The sequence below is a fragment of the Nitrospira sp. genome, assembly GCA_029194535.1.
GTDB lineage: Bacteria > Nitrospirota > Nitrospiria > Nitrospirales > Nitrospiraceae > Nitrospira_C.
Map to the genome: position 1 here is coordinate 255,237 of JARFXR010000001.1, position 20,195 is coordinate 275,431.

Genomic DNA, 20,195 nt, shown 5'->3' on the forward strand with positions numbered 1-20,195 from the left:
TGATAAAGACGAGGGAGCCGGCGGGCAAGACCTTGAACCACTCACTCGCGGGGCTGTTGTTCGATGCCGGCGCGCAGGCGATACCCGGCCCGCTCCAGCGCGCGATGCACGGCGTGCATCACCGCGGGACCGTCCGAGTGGGGCATCACGCTCACCTCTGGAGCCGCACGAAGCTTGGCGAGGAGTTGCTCCGCTTCGGAGACGGCCAACTCGTCGCAGATTTCATAGACACCGCCTGGGCCTTCCTCCAGCTGATCGTGGTCCGCGAGGATGGCTCGGATCGTCGCGATGATTGCACCCGTCGGTGTCGGCATCAGGAGCGCCGCGAGGGCCCCGTGATCGAGCCGGAGCTTGGCGGCCACAGGAAGCGGTTCCCCACCCCGAAGTCGGTGAACAGCGGTGAGGAGGATCTTCTCTTCCATTCCAATGTGCCGTAGCAGCCCTGCACGGAATAGGGCGTATGAAGAGTCGTCAAGCTTGTCGGAATCGGTCGCAGTCGCCTGCAACAGCCTCTCGAGTCGCCGGTGATCCTCCGTGAGGTAGCACCCAAGAGGCCCGCTCGTCCGGATTGTCGCTTCACCCATTACACGTCTCCACACGCACACGCGTGCATCTTCGCCGGCTCGCCGCCCCCGGAGGCCGCCCCAACCGGCGAATCGGGAAGCCCGATCCCCGATGATTACGCATGGATTCCTTTTCCGACGCGGACCTCGCGGGCAGGGCTCAAACCCTTACGCTCAGTTCGCTCGCGCGTCATACGCTGCGGCGACCGGCTGTTCCTGCCCCACATGGTCGGGCGACCACCCGCCGCCTAACGCCTTGTAGAGCTGGACCACCGAGGTCAGATACAGACGCCGAGTCGATGCGAGGGAGAGTTCGGCGTCGAACAGATTCCGCTGCGCGATCAGGACGTCCAAATAGTTCGCCAGACCGCCCTTGTACCGGAGATTCGCGAGGCGCAAGGCCGCTTGCAAGGCGTTGACCTGTCTCTCTTGTGCGGCGGACTGCTCACGAGACGTGGTGACTCCTGCCAGGGCATCTTCAACTTCCTTGAAGGCCACGAGGATCGTTTGTCGGTATTGGGCGACCGCCTGCCGAGCTTGCGCTTCAGCGGCCTCCTGCTGGAATCCTAGAAGTTGCGCATTCAGCAGCGGGGCGGTGATGCCCGGACCCAATACGCCGAAGTCCGAGCCGGGCGTGAAGAGCTTGGTGAGGCTCGGATTGGCGATGCCCAGAATCCCGGTCAAGGAGATTTTCGGAAAGCGGTCGGCTTTGGCGGCCCCGATCCTGGCGGTCGCCGCCGCCAGCTGCTGCTCAGCCTGCACGACATCCGGACGCCGCTGCAGCAATTCGGAGGGAAGGCCGGCCGGCACCACCGGCGGCATCACTTGATCGGTCAACGATTGCCCGCGTGGAATCTGACCGGGATTTCTCCCCAAGAGCACACCCAATTCATTCTCCTTCTGAATCATTTGCCGCTTCAGCTCGGCGATCCGAGCCGCGGCATTCTCCCGCTCGGCTTGGAATTGCTCCACGTCCAGTCTGTGAATCAGCCCCTGTCGGTGCCGCGCTTGACTGATGCGCACCGACTCGTCCCAGGCCCGCAAGGTGCGCTCGGCGATCTCCAACTGCAAATCGAATTGCCGCAGATCGAAATAGGCCTGAGCGACTCCGCCGACCAGTTGCAAGATGATCGCGCGACGATTCTCTTCCCGAGCCAAGAGGTCGCCGCGGGCCGCTTCGTTCGACCGGCGGATTCGTCCCCACACGTCGAGCTCCCAGGCGAGATTCCCCTGCAGGTAGTAATTGAACGGGTTGGGAAATCCGGAGAACCGCACTCCCCCTCGCCTCACGACCGGGCCGTTGGCCGTGGCCGTCATCTGGGGAGCAAAGTCGGTCCGTGCGATGAACAGCCGGGCCTCGAACTCTTCGACCGTGGCGACCGCGCGCTCGAGATCCTTGTTCTCTTCCAGCGAAATACGAATGAGCTTCTGGAGTTCCTCGTCCCGATAGAGTTCCCACCACGGCATGTTGGCCAGCGACGGCAAATCGGCCTCCTCCTCGGCCATACGGAACGAGTCGGTGATGGGAATGTCGACGCGTGAATAATCGGGCCCCACCGCGCAGGAGAGCAGCCATCCCGAAAGCCCTATCAGCGAGAGGGTACGCATATCAATGTGCTCCTTCCTCGGGTGCCGAGACGAGTCCGGCCGGGTCCGTCCCGGCTCCGGGGAGCGGCTCGACGATCGGCCGGCCGAACGTCCGCACCAGGACGAAGAACAACGGAACAAAGAAGACGGCGAGAAACGTCGCCACGATCATCCCGCCGAAGACGCCGGTGCCGATCGAATGGCGACTGGCAGCCCCTGCGCCGCCGGCAACCAACAGCGGCACCACCCCCAGAATGAACGCCAACGAGGTCATGAGGATCGGCCGAAATCGCAGCCGCGCGGCCTCGACCGCTGCGTCCATCAACGACAGGCCGTGGGCGTAGCGCTGGTTGGCAAATTCCACGATCAGGATGGCGTTCTTCGCCGCCAGTCCGATCAGCGTCACCAGGCCGATCTGGAAATAGATGTCGTTGGCCATCCCTGAAAGCCACACGGCCGACAACGCTCCGAACACGCCGAACGGCACGGCCAAGATCACGGCAAACGGCACGCTCCAACTCTCGTATTGCGCGGCCAGCACCAGAAACACCATGAGCAGCCCGAAACCGAACGCCACGCTCGACTGGGCGCCGGCTTTGCGCTCCTGATACGAAATGCCGCTCCAGTCGATGTCGAACCCTTGGGGCATCAGCACCTCCCGCGCCGCTCGCTCCAATGCGTCGAGCGCTTGGCCCGAACTGTATCCCGGCGCCGCGGAACCCAGGACAAGGGCGGTGTTGAAGCCGTTGAAGTGGGTGACGGGATCCGGCCCGCTGGTATAGGTGGTCGTGACCACCGTGTCGAGCGGCACCATCGCCGAGCCCTGCGCCGAGCCTTGGGCGTTCGACGCTCGAACGTAGATTTTGCTGATATCACCGGGGCGGGACCGGTACTGGGGTTCCGCCTCGGTCTGGACCCGATAGACGCGGCCGAACTTGACGAAATCGTTCACATACAGGTTCCCGAAGAAGGCCTGGAGCGTGTCGAACACCTCCGAGATCGGCACCCCGAGCGCCTTGGCTCGCTCTCGGTTGATCTTGGCGTGAACGCTCGGGGCGCTCACGCGAAAACTGGTGCTGATCGCCCCGATCGCCGGATCCTGCCTCGCCTTGGCGACGAACTCCTGGGCCACGGCCCCGAATTTCTTGAAGTCTCCGCCGCTCGGGTCCTGGAGCTGGACGGAAAATCCGCCGGTGGCGCCCAGGCCGCGGATCGACGGCGCGTTGAAGGCCAGAATCGTCGCGCCGGGAATTTTTGCGAACTCTCTGAATGCGCCGGCGATGAGCGACTTCACATGGTCCTGCTTCCCCGTTCGCTGATCCCAATGTTTGAGCGGCGCGAACATCGTCGCGGTATTGGTGCCCCGCGTATTGAAGACGAAGTTCTGTCCCGACAACGCCTGCGTTCCATAGATCGCAGGCAGGGTGTGGTAGTACTGCTCGACTCGGTCCAGGACCGCATCGGTCCTCTTCTTCGAGGCCCCGTCCGGCAGCTGCACGATGGTGATGAAGTACCCCTGGTCCTCCTCCGGCAAGAAGGCCACCGGAATCGTCCGAAACAGGCCGACGACGATCGCGAGCACGACGCCGAACAGCGCCAGCGAGAGCGCGGAGTGCTTCAACACGTAGCCGACGCCGTTCGCATACCGACGTTGGATCCGATCGAACACCCGGTTAAACGCTCCGAACAAGCCGCCGCGGGAACCATGGCTCGGCTTCAGGATGATCGCGCACAGGGCCGGGCTCAGCGTGAGCGCCACGAATCCTGAGATCGCGACGGAGACGGCGATCGTAATGGCGAATTGCTTGTAGAGCTGGCCGGTGATGCCTCCAAGAAAGCCGACCGGCACGAAGACCGCGCAGAGAATCAGGACGATTGCGATCACGGGTCCGGCCACCTCGCCCATGGCTTTCTTTGCGGCCTCCCTGGGCGACAGCCCGCCTTCCATATGCCGCTCCACGTTCTCCACGACCACGATCGCGTCATCGACGACGATGCCGATGGCGAGCACCAACCCGAACAGGGTCAGGGTATTGATCGAAAATCCGAGCGCCGCCATCCCCGCAAAGGTGCCGATCAGCGACACCGGCACCGCCAGGGTGGGAATCAGGGTGGCGCGCCAACTTTGCAAGAACAAGAAGACGACCAGGATGACCAGCGCCATCGCCTCGATCAGCGTCTTCACGACCTCCCTGATCGACACTTCGACGAAGCGTGTCGTGTCGTAGGGAATGTCGTAGGTTACGCCGGGCGGAAAGATCCTGGTCAGTCGCTCCATCTCTCTGCGAACCTGCTTCACGGTTTCGAGCGCGTTCGCGCCGGGCGAGAGAAAGGTGAGGAGAAGCGCGGTGGGTTTGCGGTTATAGCGGCCTTCGAGGCCGTACGACTGCGCCCCCAACTCGACCCTCGCCACATCCTTGAGGCGAATCATCGCGCCGTTCGGCATGGCCCGGACGATCAACTCTTCGAATTCACGCACGTCGGACATTCGTCCTTCGGTAATGAGCGGCAGCGTCAGTTCGGTGGCGATCGGCATCGGTTCCCGTCCGACGGTGCCGGCGGGAAAATCTCGATTCTGCTCGCGCACCACAGTCGCGATATCGGTCGGCGTCAGGCTCAATTGCGCCATGCGGACCGGGTCGAGGATCAGGCGCATACTGTAGTTCTGCTGCCCGAAGACCAGAGCGTCACCGACGCCGGGCAGGCGTTTGATGTTGTCGAGGATGCGCAGGATGGCAAAGTTGGAGAGGAAGAAGGCGTCCTGCTGAGGATCGTCCGATTGGAGCACCATGACCGCCAGAAGATCCGGGGACATTTTCTTGACGGTGATCCCCTGGCGGACGACTTCAGGCGGGAGTTGCGGCTCCGCCAGCTTCTGGCGGTTCTGCGTCTGGACTTGCGCGATGTCGACGTTGGTGCCGATCTCGAAGGTCAGCCGGATGCTCACGTGACCGTCGTTCGTGCTGGTGGAATCGAAGTAGAGGAGATTGTCGATGCCGGGGAGCTGCAACTCGATGGGGCGGGCCACCGATTCCGCCGCGACTTCCGCGCTCGCGCCCGGATAATCGGCTTCGATCTGTACGACCGGAGGGGTGATCTCCGGAAATTGCGCGATGGGCAGCGCCTGCATCGCCACTAGCCCCACCACGATGATGATGATGGAGAGGACCGACGCAAAAATCGGGCGATCGATGAGAAAGCTCAGGATCATTTCGGCTGCGCCTCTGCAGACACCACCTTGACCTGGGCTCCCGGCACGACCCGCGAGAACCCGTCCACGATCACACGCTCGCCGGCACGGAGCCCCTCTTCGATCAGCCAGCGGTCCCCTTCCCAATCCGACGCCTTCACATCTCGGAGTTCCACTTTGTCGCCCTCGCCGACCACATAGACGACGGCGCCCTTCGGCCCCTGCTGCACCGCCCGCTGCGGGATGAGGATGGCGTTGGGTTTCGATACTCCGTGAAAACGCACGGTCACGAACTGGCCGGGTAACAGCATCCGGTCCGGGTTCGGGAACACGACCCTCGCCTGCCGAGAACCGGTCTCCGACCGCAAGCTGATGTCGGCAAAATCCAGCTTGCCCTGGTGAGGGTAGATCGTCCCGTCCACAAAGATGATGGTGCCGGTCAAACTGTAGATCCCCGGATGCTGAATCCGCTGCGACAGGATGTCCCGCCTTCGCTTGAGGAGGAAACTCTCCGGCGCGCTCACAATGACATTCATGGGATCGACTTGATGAATCACGGTCAGGAGGTCCGTTTGCGCGGTCACCAGCCGGCCTTGATACGACCGGGTCCGCTCGATCAAGCCGTCGATGGGGGCGACGATGAGCGTGTTATCGAGATCGAATTTGGCTTTGACCAGATCTCCTTTTGCCGCCTCCAAGGCCGCCTTGGCCGCGAGGTCTTCCGCGAAGGCGTCATCGACGTCCTTCTGACTGACGGCATCCTCTGCGAGTAACGGCTTGACACGAGCGAGGTTCTGTTTGGCCTGCACCAACCGCGCTTCCGCCTGCGCGACCCTTGCCTTGGCGCTGATCTCCGCCGCCTTGAAGGGCACGGGATCGATCTCGTAGAGACGATCGCCTTGCTTGACGTCACGGCCCTCGGGGTAGAACCGCTGCTTGATGATCCCGGTCACTTGCGGCCGGATTTCGACGATGCTCGACGCCTCGGCTTGCCCGATCAGCTCCGGTTCATCGGGCACGGTCTGAGAACTGACTTCGACGATTTGAACCTCGGGGAGGGGACGGGCGGCTGATGAGCCGGCTTCGCCTTTGCAGCCGGACAGGCCGGCTGCTCCCATCAAAAGAAGCACGCCGACCGCGAGCCTCGTTGGAATCGCTTCAGTCACGGCGACACCCGTCTGTCGGCTCGCCGGCCTTCATGCGCGCGTGCGAAGTCGAGCGCCGCTGGACTGCGCTTGGCGCGAGAATGACGCACCTGACGGCGGCCTCGACTGTCTGTCCCGCAATGGCATGCAGCGGACGCGTCCATGAATAATGCACGTTAGGAGCGACGTGAACGCTTTTTCTTGGGAGCGGTGCGTGTCGCTCGCTTGGCCCCGGCTTGCATGCTCCGGGAAGCGCTTCGATGCCCAGCCGTGGGACGGGCCGTCGGCTCTGCCGCCGTGGTGGAGGCAGAGGGAGGCTCTGCGACCCTGTGTTTAAGAGCGGCCGATTCCATCGCCTGGGCGGATTCCGGAACGAGGCGGTGATCGACTCGGTGAACACAACGGGGCGCTTCGATGCCTGCCGGACCGTAGTAATCATGCCACCAATTGACCGCCTGCCAGATCGCCTCGGGGCAACTGGACCGGCTCTCCAGCCCCGGAGTCAAATCATATCCGAGCGCGCTGAACACCACCTCCAACATGGCGGCCGAGGGAATGCCGAAGCCTTCCAGCAGAGGATTGCCTGCGCGCCCGGCTCCCCAGACAAAGGCCAGCCACCGCACGATCAGCTCGATCCCATCGAGCGCGGTCCGTTGTTTCTGAAACTGCTTGAACGTCCCGTCGATCTTCTCCCAAGTGAGCTTCTCGGTGCTGCGGATGCCGATCAACGCGATGTTCGGGTACAGGGCGCGATCGCGGTAGGCCTCGATGGTCCCCTGTTGCAATCCATTGTTCGGAACCGGATACCGAAACCCGGCCGGCGGCTCGAGAGAAATTTCGTGGACCGACGCGGCCTCCCTTGGATCACACAGGACGACGTGCGACCAACTGCTCGGCGTCAGATCATGTCGAACATGGGCCTGGGCGACACGAAGGCGAAAGGAAACCGGGTCCGTGCCGCCCAGAAGGACCAGCCGGATGTGGCCTGAGGATGCCTGCCGCTGACCGAAGTTCGCCGCCACCTTCCCCGCGGCCCGTTGCAACCAAGCCACGTTGTCTTCGCCCGCGTCGCCCGGAAGCGACTCGATGCAGTCTGATTTCTTGTCGGTTCGCGCCGCGGCTATCGGAAGCATAGATCCTCCTTCTCACAACGGTCGCAGCAGCAGCGGACCCACGGAGATCGGCTGCCGCACGGAACTATCCTGATGGATCGGATAATACGTCGCTTGTACATCGACCCCGGTACCGGCGCGGGTGAACGAGAGGAGCACGACCTGATCGCCCGGTTGGCCGTGCAGGTCATCCGATCGGTATCGCTTGCCGAGCCATTTGCTTGCGAGAAAGTCGGGCGCCTCCTCCGGATTCGCGTGACGCGGCCATGGATCCCGTTTCCCAAACAAGCCTCCCAGGAACCCGCCGGCCCTTTTCAGCTGATCCATGCCCACCGTACCGACCAACGCGCTGGGTGATGAGATGACTTCATACAGCACAGGACGGGCGAGGCTCACGTCCACGGTTTGCGTCACCCGGCCCCAATGGACGTCCCCGGTGAGGCAGAGGAGCGGTTGCCCCCGGTTGGGAACAGACACGACCTCACGGATCAGGTCCGGATAGTCCTGGTAATTCGCGAGGGCATAGTCCGCGATGCTGCCTGTCAAGGCTCCGACCGGCGCATCATAGAGCGATTGTCCCGTGGCGAAGACGCCGAACAGGCGGTCCCGGGCCAGACGGCCGCACCAGGCTTGAAACGCCTGCAGCGCCTGAAGGGGCATCGATCGACCAGGCTCGCCCTCATCCTCAGTCCGCCGGCTCCGCGAGTCGGCCAAGAAGAACGAAAGCGGGGGAACATCCAAGATGAAGGGATCGCCCGGTTCGAGCCGACCCGGAAGCTGGAAACCTCGATACAAGGTTTCCGCAGCCCTGCGCCACCGTTCCCGACCATCCTTGGACTTCGTGTTGCCGATGATCGGGCTGAAATGAGGGGCGTTGTTCCAATACTCGTGATCGTCCGGAATGCCCACGCAGGGCGCCGAAGCCAGGATCGCCGTCAAGCCGCCGGGTCCTCGCCAATTTCTCACATACGAGCTTTCGAACCGCTCGGCCAGCCACGACTCATCATCTTCAAAATCCGTGAGGGTGGGAAGGTCGAGATAGACCTGATCGCCCAATAACAACGTCAAGTGCGGCCTGACGCTTCCGTTGAATCCACGGACGATCGCACTGACCAACTCGCTGCGATCCTCCGGCTGGTAGTAGCAGGAGACGAGCAACACGTGAAATGGGTTGGTCAAGCCGGCCGGAAGTTCATTCGGTAAGGTCCGCGCGTCGATCGACACCCGTTCACCTCCCACGTTCGCGGTAAACGTGAAGGAGGTGTCAGGTTGCAGGCCGGTGAATTCATAGATGCCGGTGAAGGCCCTGGAAACGGTGTCCGCGACGAGCGGCGGCTTGCGCACGGCGCCAAGAGGCACAATCGGTGTCGGTGCGGCAGGCGCCCCGTTCACCAGCCACTGGAGCGGGGGAGGGGCCGTCACATCGAACAGGCCGATCCAGATCTGCAGCCGGTCCCCAGCGGAGCCGCCTGCTGCGGTGATCGGAACGGGGCGAGGATAGAGCCGGCAGTCCATCTCGATCAGTCCTGATCCCGCAGGCGCCGCGTGTTTCCCACAGGCCGATAGGCTTCCCCGCCGGCCCTTCCCAATACGCTGCTACGGGGATGCGCCGTCCGGGTACGCACAGGCTAGTTTTCAGGAACACAGATGTCAACGAGATAAAGTGGCAAATCGTGTCCTCCCACCGTATGAACCCAGCCCTCTCAGCATCGGTCTTGTTCAGCCCGCTACCGACAGCCAGGCAAATCATTCTCGCCGACCCAGACCGTCGCCTTCTCGCAATCCGCTGCGCTTGGCGGCTGAGGGTCGGGGACCTTCCGGTCCACCGGCGGCAATGTGCGGATGTACGCGACCAAGGATCGGATGTCTTCCTCATCCCAGTTCGACGCAAAATCCCAGATCATGCCTTGCCAATGCAGCGCCCGCCCGTTCGCGGAGACTCCGCTCCGAATGGCCCGAGCAAGGGCCGCATCGGACCAGGCGCCGATCCCATTCGTTGGATGGGAAGAAATGTTGCGCGACCACCTGGTGCCCGCCGGCGCCCAACTGGTTTTCCTGTCTCCCTCTCCGTTGCCCTGGTGGCACATGGCGCAGGAGGCGATCGTAAACAGATACTTCCCTCGCATCACCATGGCGCCATGTTCTTGATTGCGGAACGTGGCCGGGTCCGGTTCATGAACGGTCGCCAAGACCGGCTGGGCAATTACCTCCGGCGGAATGAACGAGGTCGCCGGCATTTCATAAATGATTCGGATGAGGAACGACAAGATTCCGATGCCCACAACTCCGAGAATCAGGAGTATCCATCCGGTCGGCCTCCGCGGCCAGCGTCGTTCAGGCGGACCGGCCAGGATACACGCGACCATGCCGAGGCCCAACACCAGCCATTGCGCCATGATTAAAACCTCTTGAGGCAGATGGCGCCGGATCGGTTCTGATGTGGATTGACCGAAATTGCCGTCCAGGAACGTAATCGTTTCGGGAAGGGCCGCGGGGAGCGGACGTGTCAGTTTCCCCACGACGGTTTCCACGATCCCGTAGCGAAGCGGCGGAGGGATGAGATTGCGCACGGGGGTCAGGGTTTTCAGATAGCCGGCGATCGCCTGCGCATCGTCGTCCTTGAGGGCGTGCAAGAAATGCCACGGCATGTCGAACACGTTCAGATGTCGATCGGGCGTCTTCCCGTTCCGGAACGCCTCGATTATCTGTTCCGGCGTCCAGCGTCCCAGTCCCGTGTCCGGATCAGAGGTCAGGTTGCGCGATACGAGGACGCCGTGCGGCCAGACATCGACCCGCTGCCCGCCCGCCAGATAAAAATCGTCCCGATAGATGCCTCCTCTGGTCGCCTGCGTGTGGCAGAGGCCGCACATTTGCGCATGCACGAGATAGTCGCCGCGCTTGACCAGATCTGCCTGCCGGCCCGGCCCGCCGAATTGTCCGCCCGGTTCCCACGGGGGAATCCGAGACAGCGACAGGACATAATTCACGAGATCCCAGCGCTCAGCCGGGGTGGTCATCTCCGCGAACGAAGGCATGGGACTGGGGGCCAGACCGGTGGTGATTCGCAACCAGATCTGTTCCGGCTCGCTCCCGCCTCGGAAGGTCCAGGGCGCGGTGAGGTCGCGGGAGATGACGGGTTGACCTTTCGCATCTGCCAACCGGACTCCTCCGCGGGCTTCCGGCCCATGACAGACGATGCAGGTTTTCGCGGTGAAGAGCGCGCGGCCACGGCCGACGCTGGCTGCATCGGGTGGGACCCTCGGTGGGATCGTGAGTGGGATTGGAGGGGGACCGGCGAAGACGTTCGAGAGGCTCTTGACGTGGGTCACGACGTCGCGAATTTCCTCCGCGCTGAGGATATCCTGCCAGAAGGGCATCGCGCTGGCCCGGAGACCGGTCGAAACCGTCCGGATCAGATCGGCATCACTCGGCGGCTGACCGGCCGGCGTGGACTTGTATTTGAATTGGCCTCGGGTGAAATCGCGAGGGCGGGGAGTCAGTGCTGGGGCGGCCGGCCCGTTGCCGCGACCATCAGGGCCGTGACAGACCGCGCAGCGCTGGGCGAAGACTCGCTTACCGATCGGCGTGTCGGGCGGCAGATTGGCGCCCGGCGGCCAGGTGATTTCAGCATGGACTGATGGATCCGGTTGCCAGTTTTCAAAGGGCTGACTATAGCCGACCCGCGCGTAGATCGACCGGCCGAGATCCAGCAGGAGGAGCAGCCCGAGCGTGACCACCATGACTCGGCGCCGTGAACGCAGAAAGTTTCTCATGGCAGATCAAACGCTCCTTTCGTGTCGTTCGACCGTTGAATGTATGAGAGTTGGCCGGCTGGTGGCATCCGTCTGCCTAATGCCCAACCTCAGCCGCCGTTTTGCCTCCGCTGTGCTGCGGCAAGACGGCGGCTGGGGCGCCTGGTTAGGGCTATAACACACCATGTTCAATCTCTTGCAAATAGATGAATTCGGGGGCCTTTACACCCGCTTGCTTCCTAATTTCGACCAATTCAGGAGATTCGAAGAACCGCCGCGCATTGTCCAGCGATGACCAGGTTGAGAAGTGGACGATATTATTTTCGTCGTTTTCGTAGCGTAGTAACTGATAACTGATTTCTCCAGCGTACTTTCTGATGTCCGCTGCTTTGTCGAATACCGCTTTCCATGCGGGGTAAGACTCGACCTCATGAATGATTAAAACGTGTTGCATCTAAGCACCTTTGATAAATATCCCTCATTAGTAAGTCTGCCGCAGGCGACCTGCGCAACCCAGCCTGCACTATTCACGATGATTTCTACTGCAACCGGCGATATGCCGCTGCGACTGTTGGAGACAGGCACCCTTCCTCCTGGCACCTGTCCCCCTTCGAAGGGGACAGGCACCACGCGCAGACGCGCGGAAGGGTGTCAGTCCCCTGGGCTCCGCGTGCCAGTCTCGCCTGGCATCTTGACGGTTTCGTCACGAACCTTCATGAATAATGCGGGCTAAGGCTCACGATGCATTCGCCGACGGCTTGAGCGCGCACTTCAACTCCTTGCTTCACAACCGGCGATCGGCGCGCAGGCTCGGAACATTAAACTTGCCGGTGTCGGTCGCCTTCACCTTACCCGCATCTACTACTATCTCTTCTACCGGGTGAGTCCAGAACCTGCAACAGTCGAGATTCTTGCGCAGGGACATTCTGAATTCTTGTCACAGAATGAGCAGCCGCCACCGGAAATTCAGAATGTCCCTGCTATTCCTGCGTGTCCAGACTGGCTTCTCACGTGTGTAAGGGTTGGTAGTCATGGCACGTCTGGATGCCGCCCATCGGAGCGGTTCAGCGGCGGGCTTGCCGCAGCGAAGCGGAGGCAAGACCGTCCGCTGGAGCGCCTTGTTGGACGGCATGTGCCTCACGCCTTTACGGCCCAAGTAGAAGCATCAATTACAAGTCGTTGACCAGCCAACTTTAGGGCCTTTGGGTCAGACACCTGCGCAACCCATGCGGCAGCGTGCGCCATTGAATTCTGGTTCTGACGTCCGGGACAGAGAAGCCACGAAAACTCCGGCAGCCCCTCCCGGCCGCACCCAAATATCTCGAACATGGCGCGGCACACGCTGACACACCAACTGCCGTAGGGGCCTTGATCTATCGCTTCGTCCTCATGCTCGAAGCGAAAGCCAAACTCTCCGTGGAGTCCGTCTGGCGGAGCAGCGGGCAAACAGCGGAGAAATACAAGTATCTGCTCGATGGCCACCCGCTGTTCAGGCGTTGTTTCATCGAAGCGCTTCAGCCGCTCCCCGAGGTTATGGCTGCATCAATGATCGGCACATCCTCAGGTCGAATGTCGTATGGCGAAATCTTGTCTTCGCAACAATCCGTCATACACGGTATCTCATGCCGTCTAACAATGTTTGGACAGACTGTATAATCCCATTAAGGCAGCCTGTCCACTTCTGCCTAAACCGGCTGGTACGCGCGGCGTGCCAGCTCCAACCAATTGCAACATGGGCAGGTTCTGCTCCATTCCCGTTTGCGGATAGTCGTCGTATACAGTCTGTAAAGGACGGAGCAGAGACTATCGACCGGACTCCTCACCCTGTGGGTGCCCACGTCCTGGTGACCGAGCAGCTCTTGGAGCGTTCGGATATCGCACCCAGCTTGACGCAGATGCGTGAGGCACGTTCTGGTGCCTGGAACCGTGTTCAGCCTCAACCAAATGGATGCCGCCAGCGAAGCTCAGGAAACCGCGCATAATCACGGTCGGTGGTGATCCATTCTGCGCCGGACTCAATGGCCAGCGCGGCCAGATAGGCATCGGCGATGAGGTTTCCCTTCGCGTTCGCGTCTTGGCACAGACGTTGGAAGATGGTCCAATGCCGTTCGCCCGGCATCAGCGTGACCGCGTTGGGATGACTCCGCAGCGACTCGGCAAACTGGAGCGCGAGATCGAGGGGGGTCGGATCACGAAACACGCGTGGATGGGTGACGACTCTCAGAAACCCGCTCAGCACGATCTCGGAGACGCCGAATGCCGCGTCGGATTCCAAGAGATCATTCAGCCAAGCCAGATAATCAGCATGTCGAGCGGAGTCCTGCCGGTGAGCGTAAACCAGGACGTTAACGTCGGGAAGAATCAACAGGCGACTCCATCAGATCCCATGTGGAGGCGGTATCGTCGAGATCCACTCCCGGAAGCAGCCCGTGCCTGCCATAGGTCTTCAGGGCCGAGCGACTGCGCCGGCGCGCGCGCCGGCGGGCCAACGACTCTCGGATGGCATCTTCGATCAACGCCGTCACGGTCGAATGCGATGTCGCGGCGAGTTTCTTGATCTGAGTCAGGAGCTCAGCAGACAGATTGATCGTGGTTCGCATGCATCAAAGCATACGATCCATGCATCATGATGTCAAGCGAGCGGCGAGCGATACCGACCATGATCTGCGCGCGGGCGAGACGCCTGTCCGATGTGTCCGTCGAGATGAGAGCATGAAGGGTGTCAGGAACCGTTGTCGTGATCAGCGGCGATTCCGCACGGTTGAAGAAAGAATTGGTGCACAATGGTGCCTGACACCTTTCTCTCCCGCGGCGTGGCACGAGTGCTGAAACCGCCTCGAGAACTGCTCAGCCCCCTTTGTTCTGCCACGCGAACGCGGTCTCCCGAGCAAAGGCTTCGTACCCGCGAGGTGGATGCCCTAATAACTGCGTCAATGCCTTGATGTCCCCGTCGCTCGTGACAAAGCCGCGTTCCAAGTACCCTTGGAACATCACGCGCATGTCAAACGCCATCCACGCTGGGGCGATGTTCCGCATGTGTTCTTCCCACGAGTCGAGCGCTTCCCCTGGGTAGCGAATCTCTTTGTGAAGCACTCCGCTCCATATCGACGCCGCGTCCGGGCCGCTCAAGTCTTTCGGGCCCACGAGATTATATGTTTTTCCCTGGTGACCATCGGTCGTCAGCGCGATCGCGGTAGCCTCCGCGATGTCGCGCACGTCCACCGCCGAAATGCCCCGCCTTCCTAGCGGCATCGGGTAGATACCGGCACCCAAGAGCGACTCTTTTACTCGCATATCGTTTTGAAAGAAGTAGCTCGGGCGAATGATGGTGAACGGGACGTCAAACTCTTTGAGTGCGTTCTCGATAGCCAGCTTCGAAGCGAAGTGCGGCACATCCTTGAACCGGTCTACGTCGAAGACTGAGTGGTACACGACCTGTCGGAGTTTGCGCCGCTTCGCGAGGCCGTAGGCGATGAGTCCCTGCGTCAGCTCATCGGACACGACAGCGTTCAAGAGGTACAGCTTGTCTACACCGTCCAGCGCCTTTTGGACCGCTACCGGGTCCAGGAGGTCGCCGACGACCACTTCAACGTCAGCCGGCAAGCTGCCGCCCTTGCCCCCGCTGCGGACAAGCGCGCGAACCGCGGCATTGCGCTTGCGAAGCTCTTTGACCACTTCGGAGCCGACTGTGCCGGTACTGCCGGTTACGAGAATCTTCATCTTGAATCGTCCTCCTTGATTGATGCCTTCTTAGAATAGGTGTTCCGGTAAGAACCGGTCATGCCTGCGAAAGCGGGCATCCAGAGTGACCTAAAAAGTCTGGATTCCCGCCTGCGCGGGAATGACGACAACAGACTCCATCCCGTCACGAACGAATTTTGAGATAGGTTCTGCAAGGACAACGAGGGCCACTCCAGCACCGTGACGGAGCGCGTCCATAACACTACCTCCTGATGACGTGAGTCAACAGCCCGCATGATTCACGATGCCTTCAACAACATTGCCCCTCGGTCGGAGTGAGGGATTTAGGGTGTTCAGCACTCCTGACACGAAGGGAACAGCTCGATCAGATCTCACGCATCGGCGACAGCCGCTCCGGCCGTTCCGCCACGCCGTGGCCCGCTTCTGCGAGGGGAAGGTACTGGCCGGCCTGGTCATCGAAAGCCATCACGTTGCCGCTCTCGATCTCATAGACCCAGGCATGGAGCCGTAAGCGACCGCTCGCCAAGGCCGCCAAGACCGAGGGGTGCGTCCGCAGATTCTCGATCTGCACGAGCACGTTTTCCTCGATACAGACTTCGAGCTTGTCGGCGTTCGATAGCTCCTTGTAGTGCGTCGCCATCACGCGTCTTGTCGCTTCGGCATAGGTCAACCAGCCCTTCGTCGCCGGCAAGTTGTCCAGCGAGGCCGGATCAAGCACCGCCTTCATCGCGCCGCAATAGGTGTGACCGCAGATGATGATATTCTTGACCGCCAGCGCGTCGATCGCATATTCGATCGCGGCGGCTTCCGCTCCATGAATAGGGCCATAGGGCGGGATGAGGTTGCCGGCGTTGCGCAGAATGAAGAGATCGCCGGGGACCGTCTGGGTCAGGAGGGTGGGGCTTACCCGGCTGTCCGAGCAGGTCACAAACAGGGCGTCCGGCTCCTGTCCCTTGCTCAGGCGCTCGAACAGCTCCTTCTTTCGTCCAAAGACGCCGGACTGAAACCGGTGAATGCCGTCGATCAGCCTTCTCATTCTTTCTCGTATCCATTCGTCTGCCCGCTCACCTTTATCCTTTCCCCCACCGCGGGAGCGGTGGGCAGCGGAGGCTCAGTACCCCACCGTAAACCGCTGCCGGATGTGTGCGGGGCGTTCGACTTCATCCACCATTGCCATGGCATAGTCCTCGACCGAGATACGACTGTTTCCCTCCGCATCTTTCAGCAACTGATCCGTGCCGAGGCGAAACTTTCCGGTCCGCCGGCCGGGGGACAAATCCGCCGGGGGGGACAGGAAGGACCATTCAAGACTCGTTTCTGTGCGCAACATGTTCAAGGCCTCCCGTGTCGCGAGAGCCCCCTGCTTCCATTCCCTCGGAAACTCCGGCAAATCGACGGACTGCACACCCGGCTTGACTTCCAGACTGCCGGCCCCGCCGACGAACAGCAATCGCATGACGCCGGCCTTCTTCACACCGCTGATAATGGCCTTCGTCCCCTTTACTTGTTGGTTGTAAATGTCCGGGTTGCCCCATCCCGGATTGAAGGCGCTAATGACGGCGTCATGGCCCGCGACCAACCTCGCCACCTCATCCGTCCCAGACACATCGCCCTTCTGAGGATGCAGGTTTGGATGCGGCTGTAATTTCTCCGGGTCCCGCACGATTGCCGTGACCTCATGGCCTCGATCCAGCGCTTCCTTCAATATGGCCGACCCGACAAATCCGGTAGCGCCGATCAATGCGATTTTCATGCGAAACCTCCTCTGCGCCGCGTCTTTGAAGAGACCGCGGCCAGACCCAGGCTTGGGTCTCTGCGAGAGTCCCTACTGCTTGCCACTGCCGATGTCCGCCTGGTGAACGTCGATCGCTGCCCCTGCTTCGTTCAGTTCGATCGTGACAAGGGTGCCTTCCGCAAAGCCTTTTGTTTTCTGGGCTTGTTCCGTCAACGGAAAGATTTTGTCTCCCTCAGGCGTGTGAATCTTGATCTGTTTATTCGTCATGCCCAGGTGGATGAGCTTGCCCGTCTCAAACTGATGTTGTATTTCATGGCCTTTGAGGTGCATGTCGATGATGTAATTGTTTTCATCCAACACCGCGATCACCTCGTCGCCAGCCTTGAACGGCTCATGGCCGTGACGCCGAGAGATGTTTTCGTTGATCTGATGCTTCGCGCCACCCGGTGTTGTGACCACGAGCGCACCGGCCTTTTCCGTCACCACGCCGGTAATCTTCGTATGTCCGCGTGCAAGATCCTCTGACGCTGTCGCCGACTTGGCGACCGTTGTGGCGGTGAGAAAAGCGGCGATCAGGGTCGACAACGCGATCCGTCGAACAGGTATACGCTGCATGGATTCCTCCAGTACGAGCGACCGATCATGCTGCGGCCCAGCTTCGGTTCACTCTCAAAATGGAAACTGCCGCGACTGATGCTGGACGCTGACCCAGTGGTCCGTAGTGAATTCCTCAATGATCCAATCTCCGCCAAATCGGCCGAGGCCGCTGTTCATCTCGCCGCCGAACGGACAATTGGGGAGATCGTTGACGGGCACTGCGGCCCTGATCTGTCGGGTCTGAGTATTTGGCGTGAATGTTCTCCTTCATTCGGCGCGGTGATTGCAACAGCCCGTCAAGGTGATCAGCGAAGCCGGAGGCCGGATTTTCCCGGCGCCCATATGCGGTTGGGATCCAACGCCTTCTTCAATCGACGATTGATCGACCGCTGGAGAGGGCCAAAGGTCTCGGCCACCTTGTCCATAAAGGCCGTATTCGGATGAGCGAAAAGGTATCAGGAACCGTTTTCGTGATCAACGGCGATTCCGTAAGGATTGAAGAAAGAAGTTCGTGCAACATGGTTCCTGACATTCTTCTCTCCTCCCATGCTTGTTGGTGGCAGATCCGATCGGTTTCAGTGGCGGACCTTGTCGCTCAGGGTGGAATTGGGGGCAGGTCTCGACTTTGACAACTTGCCCAGGCTGCCGATCATCGTGAGGATTGGGCTTGGCTGCGATATGCCAAATTCAAGTCCTGACCCTTTCCTCCCCGTTTGCATACAGAACTATGCCACCGACTACGCCGAGACGCCCCAAGCCGACCTGTCTTCTGGTTCGGCGAGAAAGGCAGCATCGGCCAAGCTACACCCGGCCCCACATGCCTATGCGATTCCGCGCTATCGGGTCATGCTGGTGAGGGAGAGCCTGGGACACCCCTCGCCCCTCACAATCAGGGACTCCGAGAGCGCAGACCGGCTGCTTGTACCGCTATTCGAGGGACTCGATCGCGAACCATTCATGGTCGTGGGTCTCGACGCGAAACATGCTGTCATCGGCATCAACCCCGTGAACATCGGATCCGGTACTCTGCGCATCGTCCACCCCCGCGAAGTCTTCACGCCGGTGATCCTCATGAACGCGAGCGCCGTCATCCTTGGGCAGAATCACCCCTCTAGCCTCAATTCGATCACGCTGGATCATACTCAAACACAATAAAATACGAGATCAATCGTGCTTTCTTGCCATTGCCTAGTAGGGGCGGTTTTGGCAAACTGGGGGCTGCAAAAGGGGTAAAAAACGGCCTTCCGCTCCCAGAAAGCGATCCCTGCTTCTCCTCGACCGATCCCAGTTCCGAAAAGGAGGAAAAGCTATGCCGGCCCCTACACCTACCGCGATCAGACATGCGCTGAAGCGCGTCGAGATCAGCCGCAAGCAGGAGAACCTGACCGATGGCGAAGGACGAGGCACCGGCTCTGCCGCGCAACCGAGTGCTTTCACATGCATAACGAAATCTTCTCGCTGTACCATCTGACGATCGACCCTGCGAACTTCGACGCCTTCGAGGCGCTTGTCGCTGAGATCGTCCGGGCGACCCGCAAGGAGCCGGACACGACGATCTACGAATACGTCGTCAACGCCGATCGTACCGTCGTGCACATCGTCGAGCGCTATCGGACCAAGGGCCTGCTGCCCCACGTGAAGCAAACCTTCGCGCCCTATGCCGACCGATTCCTGAAACTCGTCCGCATCGAGGCGCTGTATGTCTATGGCGAAACCACGCCCGAGATCCGCGAGATACCGGATGGATTCGGGGCGATCTACCTGACGCCGTTCGCCGGCTTCTCGCGCTGACGCGGGGCAGAGGAGCGAATGAATGACGACATCCGCAGCAAGCCCGGCGCCGCAAGGAAAAGGGTTGGACCAACCGCCGCGCGTGCCCTTCTGGCACATGAGACCGGGTCCCAATGGCGGCAGCACGATCGATCGCGAGTTTCTGGACGGCTTCGTCCGCCGCGTGGTGAGCGGCAACACGGCCCCCATCTGGATGCGGCGCGTCGAGGGCCGGATCACAGGCGGCTGGTTCACGATCCTGCCCGTCGGTTGGGTGGGCGAGTGGCACGAAAGCCCGGAACCGCAATGGGTGATCCCGCTTTCGGGACGCTGGTTCATCGAGACGCGCGACGGCAAGCGCGTCGAGATGGGGCCGGGGGACATTCACTGGGGTGCGGATATCGACACCACCGGACAACAGGGGCACTTCTCCGGCCAAATCGGAGACGAGCCGTGTGTCCAGTTGCTCGTGCAGTTCGATCGCGACGCCCCGGACATTGGCGCAGGCGGCTGAACGTCCGCTCGATGCGAGAAGACCGGCAGATCATACCCCATCGTCTCACGTGGCGGGCACGACGAAAGGACATCGGAATCATGTTGAACAGGGTCTTCATGCTGACAGGTCTCATTGCTGTGGCCGTCGCAGCCGGCGCGGTGGCGGCGAGCGAGGGCGGCGGCAGCAAGAGCTCCACGTTGCTGAAGTCGACCGCTTCGTGGAACGACATCCGCTACGTGGCCTATCCTGCCGGCCAGCCGGAGCTGACGACGTTGAGGATGACAATACCAGCCAACGCCAAGCTCGATTGGCACCGGCATCCCATGCCCAACACCGCATATATCCTCTCGGGCACCCTGACGATCGAGGAGAAGGGCACCGGCCGCAAGGCGACCTATCATGCCGGTCAGTCCTTCGCCGAGTCGGTTGACAACGTCCATCGCGGCACCACTGGCGCCGAGCCGGTCGTAGCGATCGTGACCTATGCTGGCGTGTCGGGCCAACCGCTATCGATCCCCGTGCCCGAAGCTGGACACTGACCCGTGA

At 61.2% G+C, this 20,195-nt stretch carries 19 protein-coding genes; 5 read left to right on the top strand and 14 right to left on the bottom strand.

Annotated elements, in window-relative coordinates; genetic code table 11:
• Window positions 1–41 precede the first annotated feature (41 nt).
• From P0111_01155 to P0111_01190, 8 genes are all read right to left on the bottom strand, one after another.
• Complete coding sequence (locus P0111_01155) at window positions 42–584, bottom strand: hemerythrin domain-containing protein (protein ID MDF0642609.1); 543 nt, start codon at window positions 582–584, stop codon at window positions 42–44.
• Window positions 585–737: 153 nt separating this feature from the next.
• Window positions 738–2,171: an efflux transporter outer membrane subunit gene (locus tag P0111_01160; GenBank protein ID MDF0642610.1), complete on the bottom strand. Its 1,434-nt coding sequence runs from the start codon at window positions 2,169–2,171 to the stop codon at window positions 738–740.
• A 1-nt stretch (window position 2,172) separates the two neighbouring features.
• Entirely contained in the window at window positions 2,173–5,361 is a 3,189-nt protein-coding gene (locus tag P0111_01165; GenBank protein MDF0642611.1) for a multidrug efflux RND transporter permease subunit, read from the bottom strand.
• On the bottom strand, window positions 5,358–6,506 hold the full coding sequence (locus P0111_01170; protein MDF0642612.1) for an efflux RND transporter periplasmic adaptor subunit: 1,149 nt from the start codon (window positions 6,504–6,506) through the stop codon (window positions 5,358–5,360). Before P0111_01170 ends, P0111_01165 begins: the two co-directional genes overlap by 4 nt.
• A gap of 155 nt (window positions 6,507–6,661) precedes the next feature.
• On the bottom strand, window positions 6,662–7,618 hold the full coding sequence (locus P0111_01175) for a hypothetical protein (protein MDF0642613.1): 957 nt from the start codon (window positions 7,616–7,618) through the stop codon (window positions 6,662–6,664).
• A 12-nt stretch (window positions 7,619–7,630) separates the two neighbouring features.
• Complete coding sequence (locus tag P0111_01180) at window positions 7,631–9,112, bottom strand: hypothetical protein (protein MDF0642614.1); 1,482 nt, start codon at window positions 9,110–9,112, stop codon at window positions 7,631–7,633.
• Between the two features lie 212 nt (window positions 9,113–9,324).
• Window positions 9,325–11,370, bottom strand: coding sequence for a c-type cytochrome (locus tag P0111_01185; protein ID MDF0642615.1), 2,046 nt, complete (start codon window positions 11,368–11,370; stop codon window positions 9,325–9,327).
• 151 nt (window positions 11,371–11,521) lie between these two features.
• Window positions 11,522–11,803, bottom strand: coding sequence for an antibiotic biosynthesis monooxygenase (locus P0111_01190; GenBank protein ID MDF0642616.1), 282 nt, complete (start codon window positions 11,801–11,803; stop codon window positions 11,522–11,524).
• A 577-nt stretch (window positions 11,804–12,380) separates the two neighbouring features.
• On the opposite strand from P0111_01190, the gene P0111_01195 reads away from it, so the two are divergent.
• Window positions 12,381–12,509, top strand: coding sequence for a hypothetical protein (locus P0111_01195; GenBank protein MDF0642617.1), 129 nt, complete (start codon window positions 12,381–12,383; stop codon window positions 12,507–12,509).
• A 776-nt stretch (window positions 12,510–13,285) separates the two neighbouring features.
• Here P0111_01195 and P0111_01200 read toward each other — a convergent pair.
• The 6 genes from P0111_01200 to P0111_01225 all read right to left on the bottom strand — a co-directional run bounded on the left by P0111_01200 (window position 13,286) and on the right by P0111_01225 (window position 17,401).
• On the bottom strand, window positions 13,286–13,714 hold the full coding sequence (locus P0111_01200; GenBank protein ID MDF0642618.1) for a type II toxin-antitoxin system VapC family toxin: 429 nt from the start codon (window positions 13,712–13,714) through the stop codon (window positions 13,286–13,288).
• On the bottom strand, window positions 13,695–13,949 hold the full coding sequence (locus tag P0111_01205; protein MDF0642619.1) for a ribbon-helix-helix domain-containing protein: 255 nt from the start codon (window positions 13,947–13,949) through the stop codon (window positions 13,695–13,697). The genes P0111_01200 and P0111_01205 overlap by 20 nt, the downstream gene beginning before the upstream one ends.
• A 247-nt stretch (window positions 13,950–14,196) precedes the next feature.
• Window positions 14,197–15,069: an NmrA family NAD(P)-binding protein gene (locus P0111_01210; protein ID MDF0642620.1), complete on the bottom strand. Its 873-nt coding sequence runs from the start codon at window positions 15,067–15,069 to the stop codon at window positions 14,197–14,199.
• A 346-nt stretch (window positions 15,070–15,415) separates the two neighbouring features.
• Window positions 15,416–16,087, bottom strand: coding sequence for a carbonic anhydrase (locus P0111_01215; protein MDF0642621.1), 672 nt, complete (start codon window positions 16,085–16,087; stop codon window positions 15,416–15,418).
• Window positions 16,088–16,162: 75 nt separating this feature from the next.
• Entirely contained in the window at window positions 16,163–16,804 is a 642-nt protein-coding gene (locus tag P0111_01220) for an NAD(P)-dependent oxidoreductase (GenBank protein ID MDF0642622.1), read from the bottom strand.
• A 72-nt stretch (window positions 16,805–16,876) separates the two neighbouring features.
• The gene (locus P0111_01225; protein MDF0642623.1) at window positions 16,877–17,401 is read right to left on the bottom strand and encodes a hypothetical protein; all 525 of its coding nucleotides are present in this window, start codon (window positions 17,399–17,401) and stop codon (window positions 16,877–16,879) included.
• 660 nt (window positions 17,402–18,061) lie between these two features.
• Here P0111_01225 and P0111_01230 point away from each other — a divergent pair.
• The 4 genes from P0111_01230 (at window position 18,062) to P0111_01245 (ending at window position 20,188) form a co-directional block, all read left to right on the top strand.
• On the top strand, window positions 18,062–18,538 hold the full coding sequence (locus tag P0111_01230; protein MDF0642624.1) for a JAB domain-containing protein: 477 nt from the start codon (window positions 18,062–18,064) through the stop codon (window positions 18,536–18,538).
• Window positions 18,539–18,820: 282 nt separating this feature from the next.
• Window positions 18,821–19,174 carry a hypothetical protein gene (locus P0111_01235; GenBank protein MDF0642625.1) on the top strand — a complete coding sequence of 118 codons (354 nt, stop codon included), beginning with the start codon at window positions 18,821–18,823 and terminating at the stop codon, window positions 19,172–19,174.
• A 22-nt stretch (window positions 19,175–19,196) separates the two neighbouring features.
• A complete protein-coding gene (locus tag P0111_01240; GenBank protein ID MDF0642626.1) occupies window positions 19,197–19,667 on the top strand; it encodes a hypothetical protein in 471 nt (156 codons plus the stop codon).
• Window positions 19,668–19,747: 80 nt separating this feature from the next.
• The gene (locus P0111_01245) at window positions 19,748–20,188 is read left to right on the top strand and encodes a cupin domain-containing protein (protein MDF0642627.1); all 441 of its coding nucleotides are present in this window, start codon (window positions 19,748–19,750) and stop codon (window positions 20,186–20,188) included.
• Window positions 20,189–20,195: the final 7 nt, after the last annotated feature.

Excerpts from the sequence above, each read along its gene's own strand:
- P0111_01180 (MDF0642614.1), bottom strand. The coding sequence starts at position 9,112 with ATGGACTGCCGGCTCTATCCTCGCCCCGTTCCGATCACCGCAGCAGGC.
- P0111_01185 (MDF0642615.1), bottom strand. The coding sequence starts at position 11,370 with ATGAGAAACTTTCTGCGTTCACGGCGCCGAGTCATGGTGGTCACGCTC.
- P0111_01165 (MDF0642611.1), bottom strand. The coding sequence starts at position 5,361 with ATGATCCTGAGCTTTCTCATCGATCGCCCGATTTTTGCGTCGGTCCTC.
- P0111_01205 (MDF0642619.1), bottom strand. The coding sequence starts at position 13,949 with ATGCGAACCACGATCAATCTGTCTGCTGAGCTCCTGACTCAGATCAAG.
- P0111_01175 (MDF0642613.1), bottom strand. The coding sequence starts at position 7,618 with ATGCTTCCGATAGCCGCGGCGCGAACCGACAAGAAATCAGACTGCATC.
- P0111_01230 (MDF0642624.1), top strand. The coding sequence starts at position 18,062 with ATGCCAAATTCAAGTCCTGACCCTTTCCTCCCCGTTTGCATACAGAAC.
- P0111_01235 (MDF0642625.1), top strand. The coding sequence starts at position 18,821 with ATGCATAACGAAATCTTCTCGCTGTACCATCTGACGATCGACCCTGCG.
- P0111_01210 (MDF0642620.1), bottom strand. The coding sequence starts at position 15,069 with ATGAAGATTCTCGTAACCGGCAGTACCGGCACAGTCGGCTCCGAAGTG.
- P0111_01220 (MDF0642622.1), bottom strand. The coding sequence starts at position 16,804 with ATGAAAATCGCATTGATCGGCGCTACCGGATTTGTCGGGTCGGCCATA.
- P0111_01160 (MDF0642610.1), bottom strand. The coding sequence starts at position 2,171 with ATGCGTACCCTCTCGCTGATAGGGCTTTCGGGATGGCTGCTCTCCTGC.
- P0111_01195 (MDF0642617.1), top strand. The coding sequence starts at position 12,381 with ATGGCACGTCTGGATGCCGCCCATCGGAGCGGTTCAGCGGCGGGCTTG.
- P0111_01155 (MDF0642609.1), bottom strand. The coding sequence starts at position 584 with ATGGGTGAAGCGACAATCCGGACGAGCGGGCCTCTTGGGTGCTACCTC.
- P0111_01225 (MDF0642623.1), bottom strand. The coding sequence starts at position 17,401 with ATGCAGCGTATACCTGTTCGACGGATCGCGTTGTCGACCCTGATCGCC.
- P0111_01215 (MDF0642621.1), bottom strand. The coding sequence starts at position 16,087 with ATGAGAAGGCTGATCGACGGCATTCACCGGTTTCAGTCCGGCGTCTTT.
- P0111_01245 (MDF0642627.1), top strand. The coding sequence starts at position 19,748 with ATGTTGAACAGGGTCTTCATGCTGACAGGTCTCATTGCTGTGGCCGTC.
- P0111_01190 (MDF0642616.1), bottom strand. The coding sequence starts at position 11,803 with ATGCAACACGTTTTAATCATTCATGAGGTCGAGTCTTACCCCGCATGG.
- P0111_01240 (MDF0642626.1), top strand. The coding sequence starts at position 19,197 with ATGACGACATCCGCAGCAAGCCCGGCGCCGCAAGGAAAAGGGTTGGAC.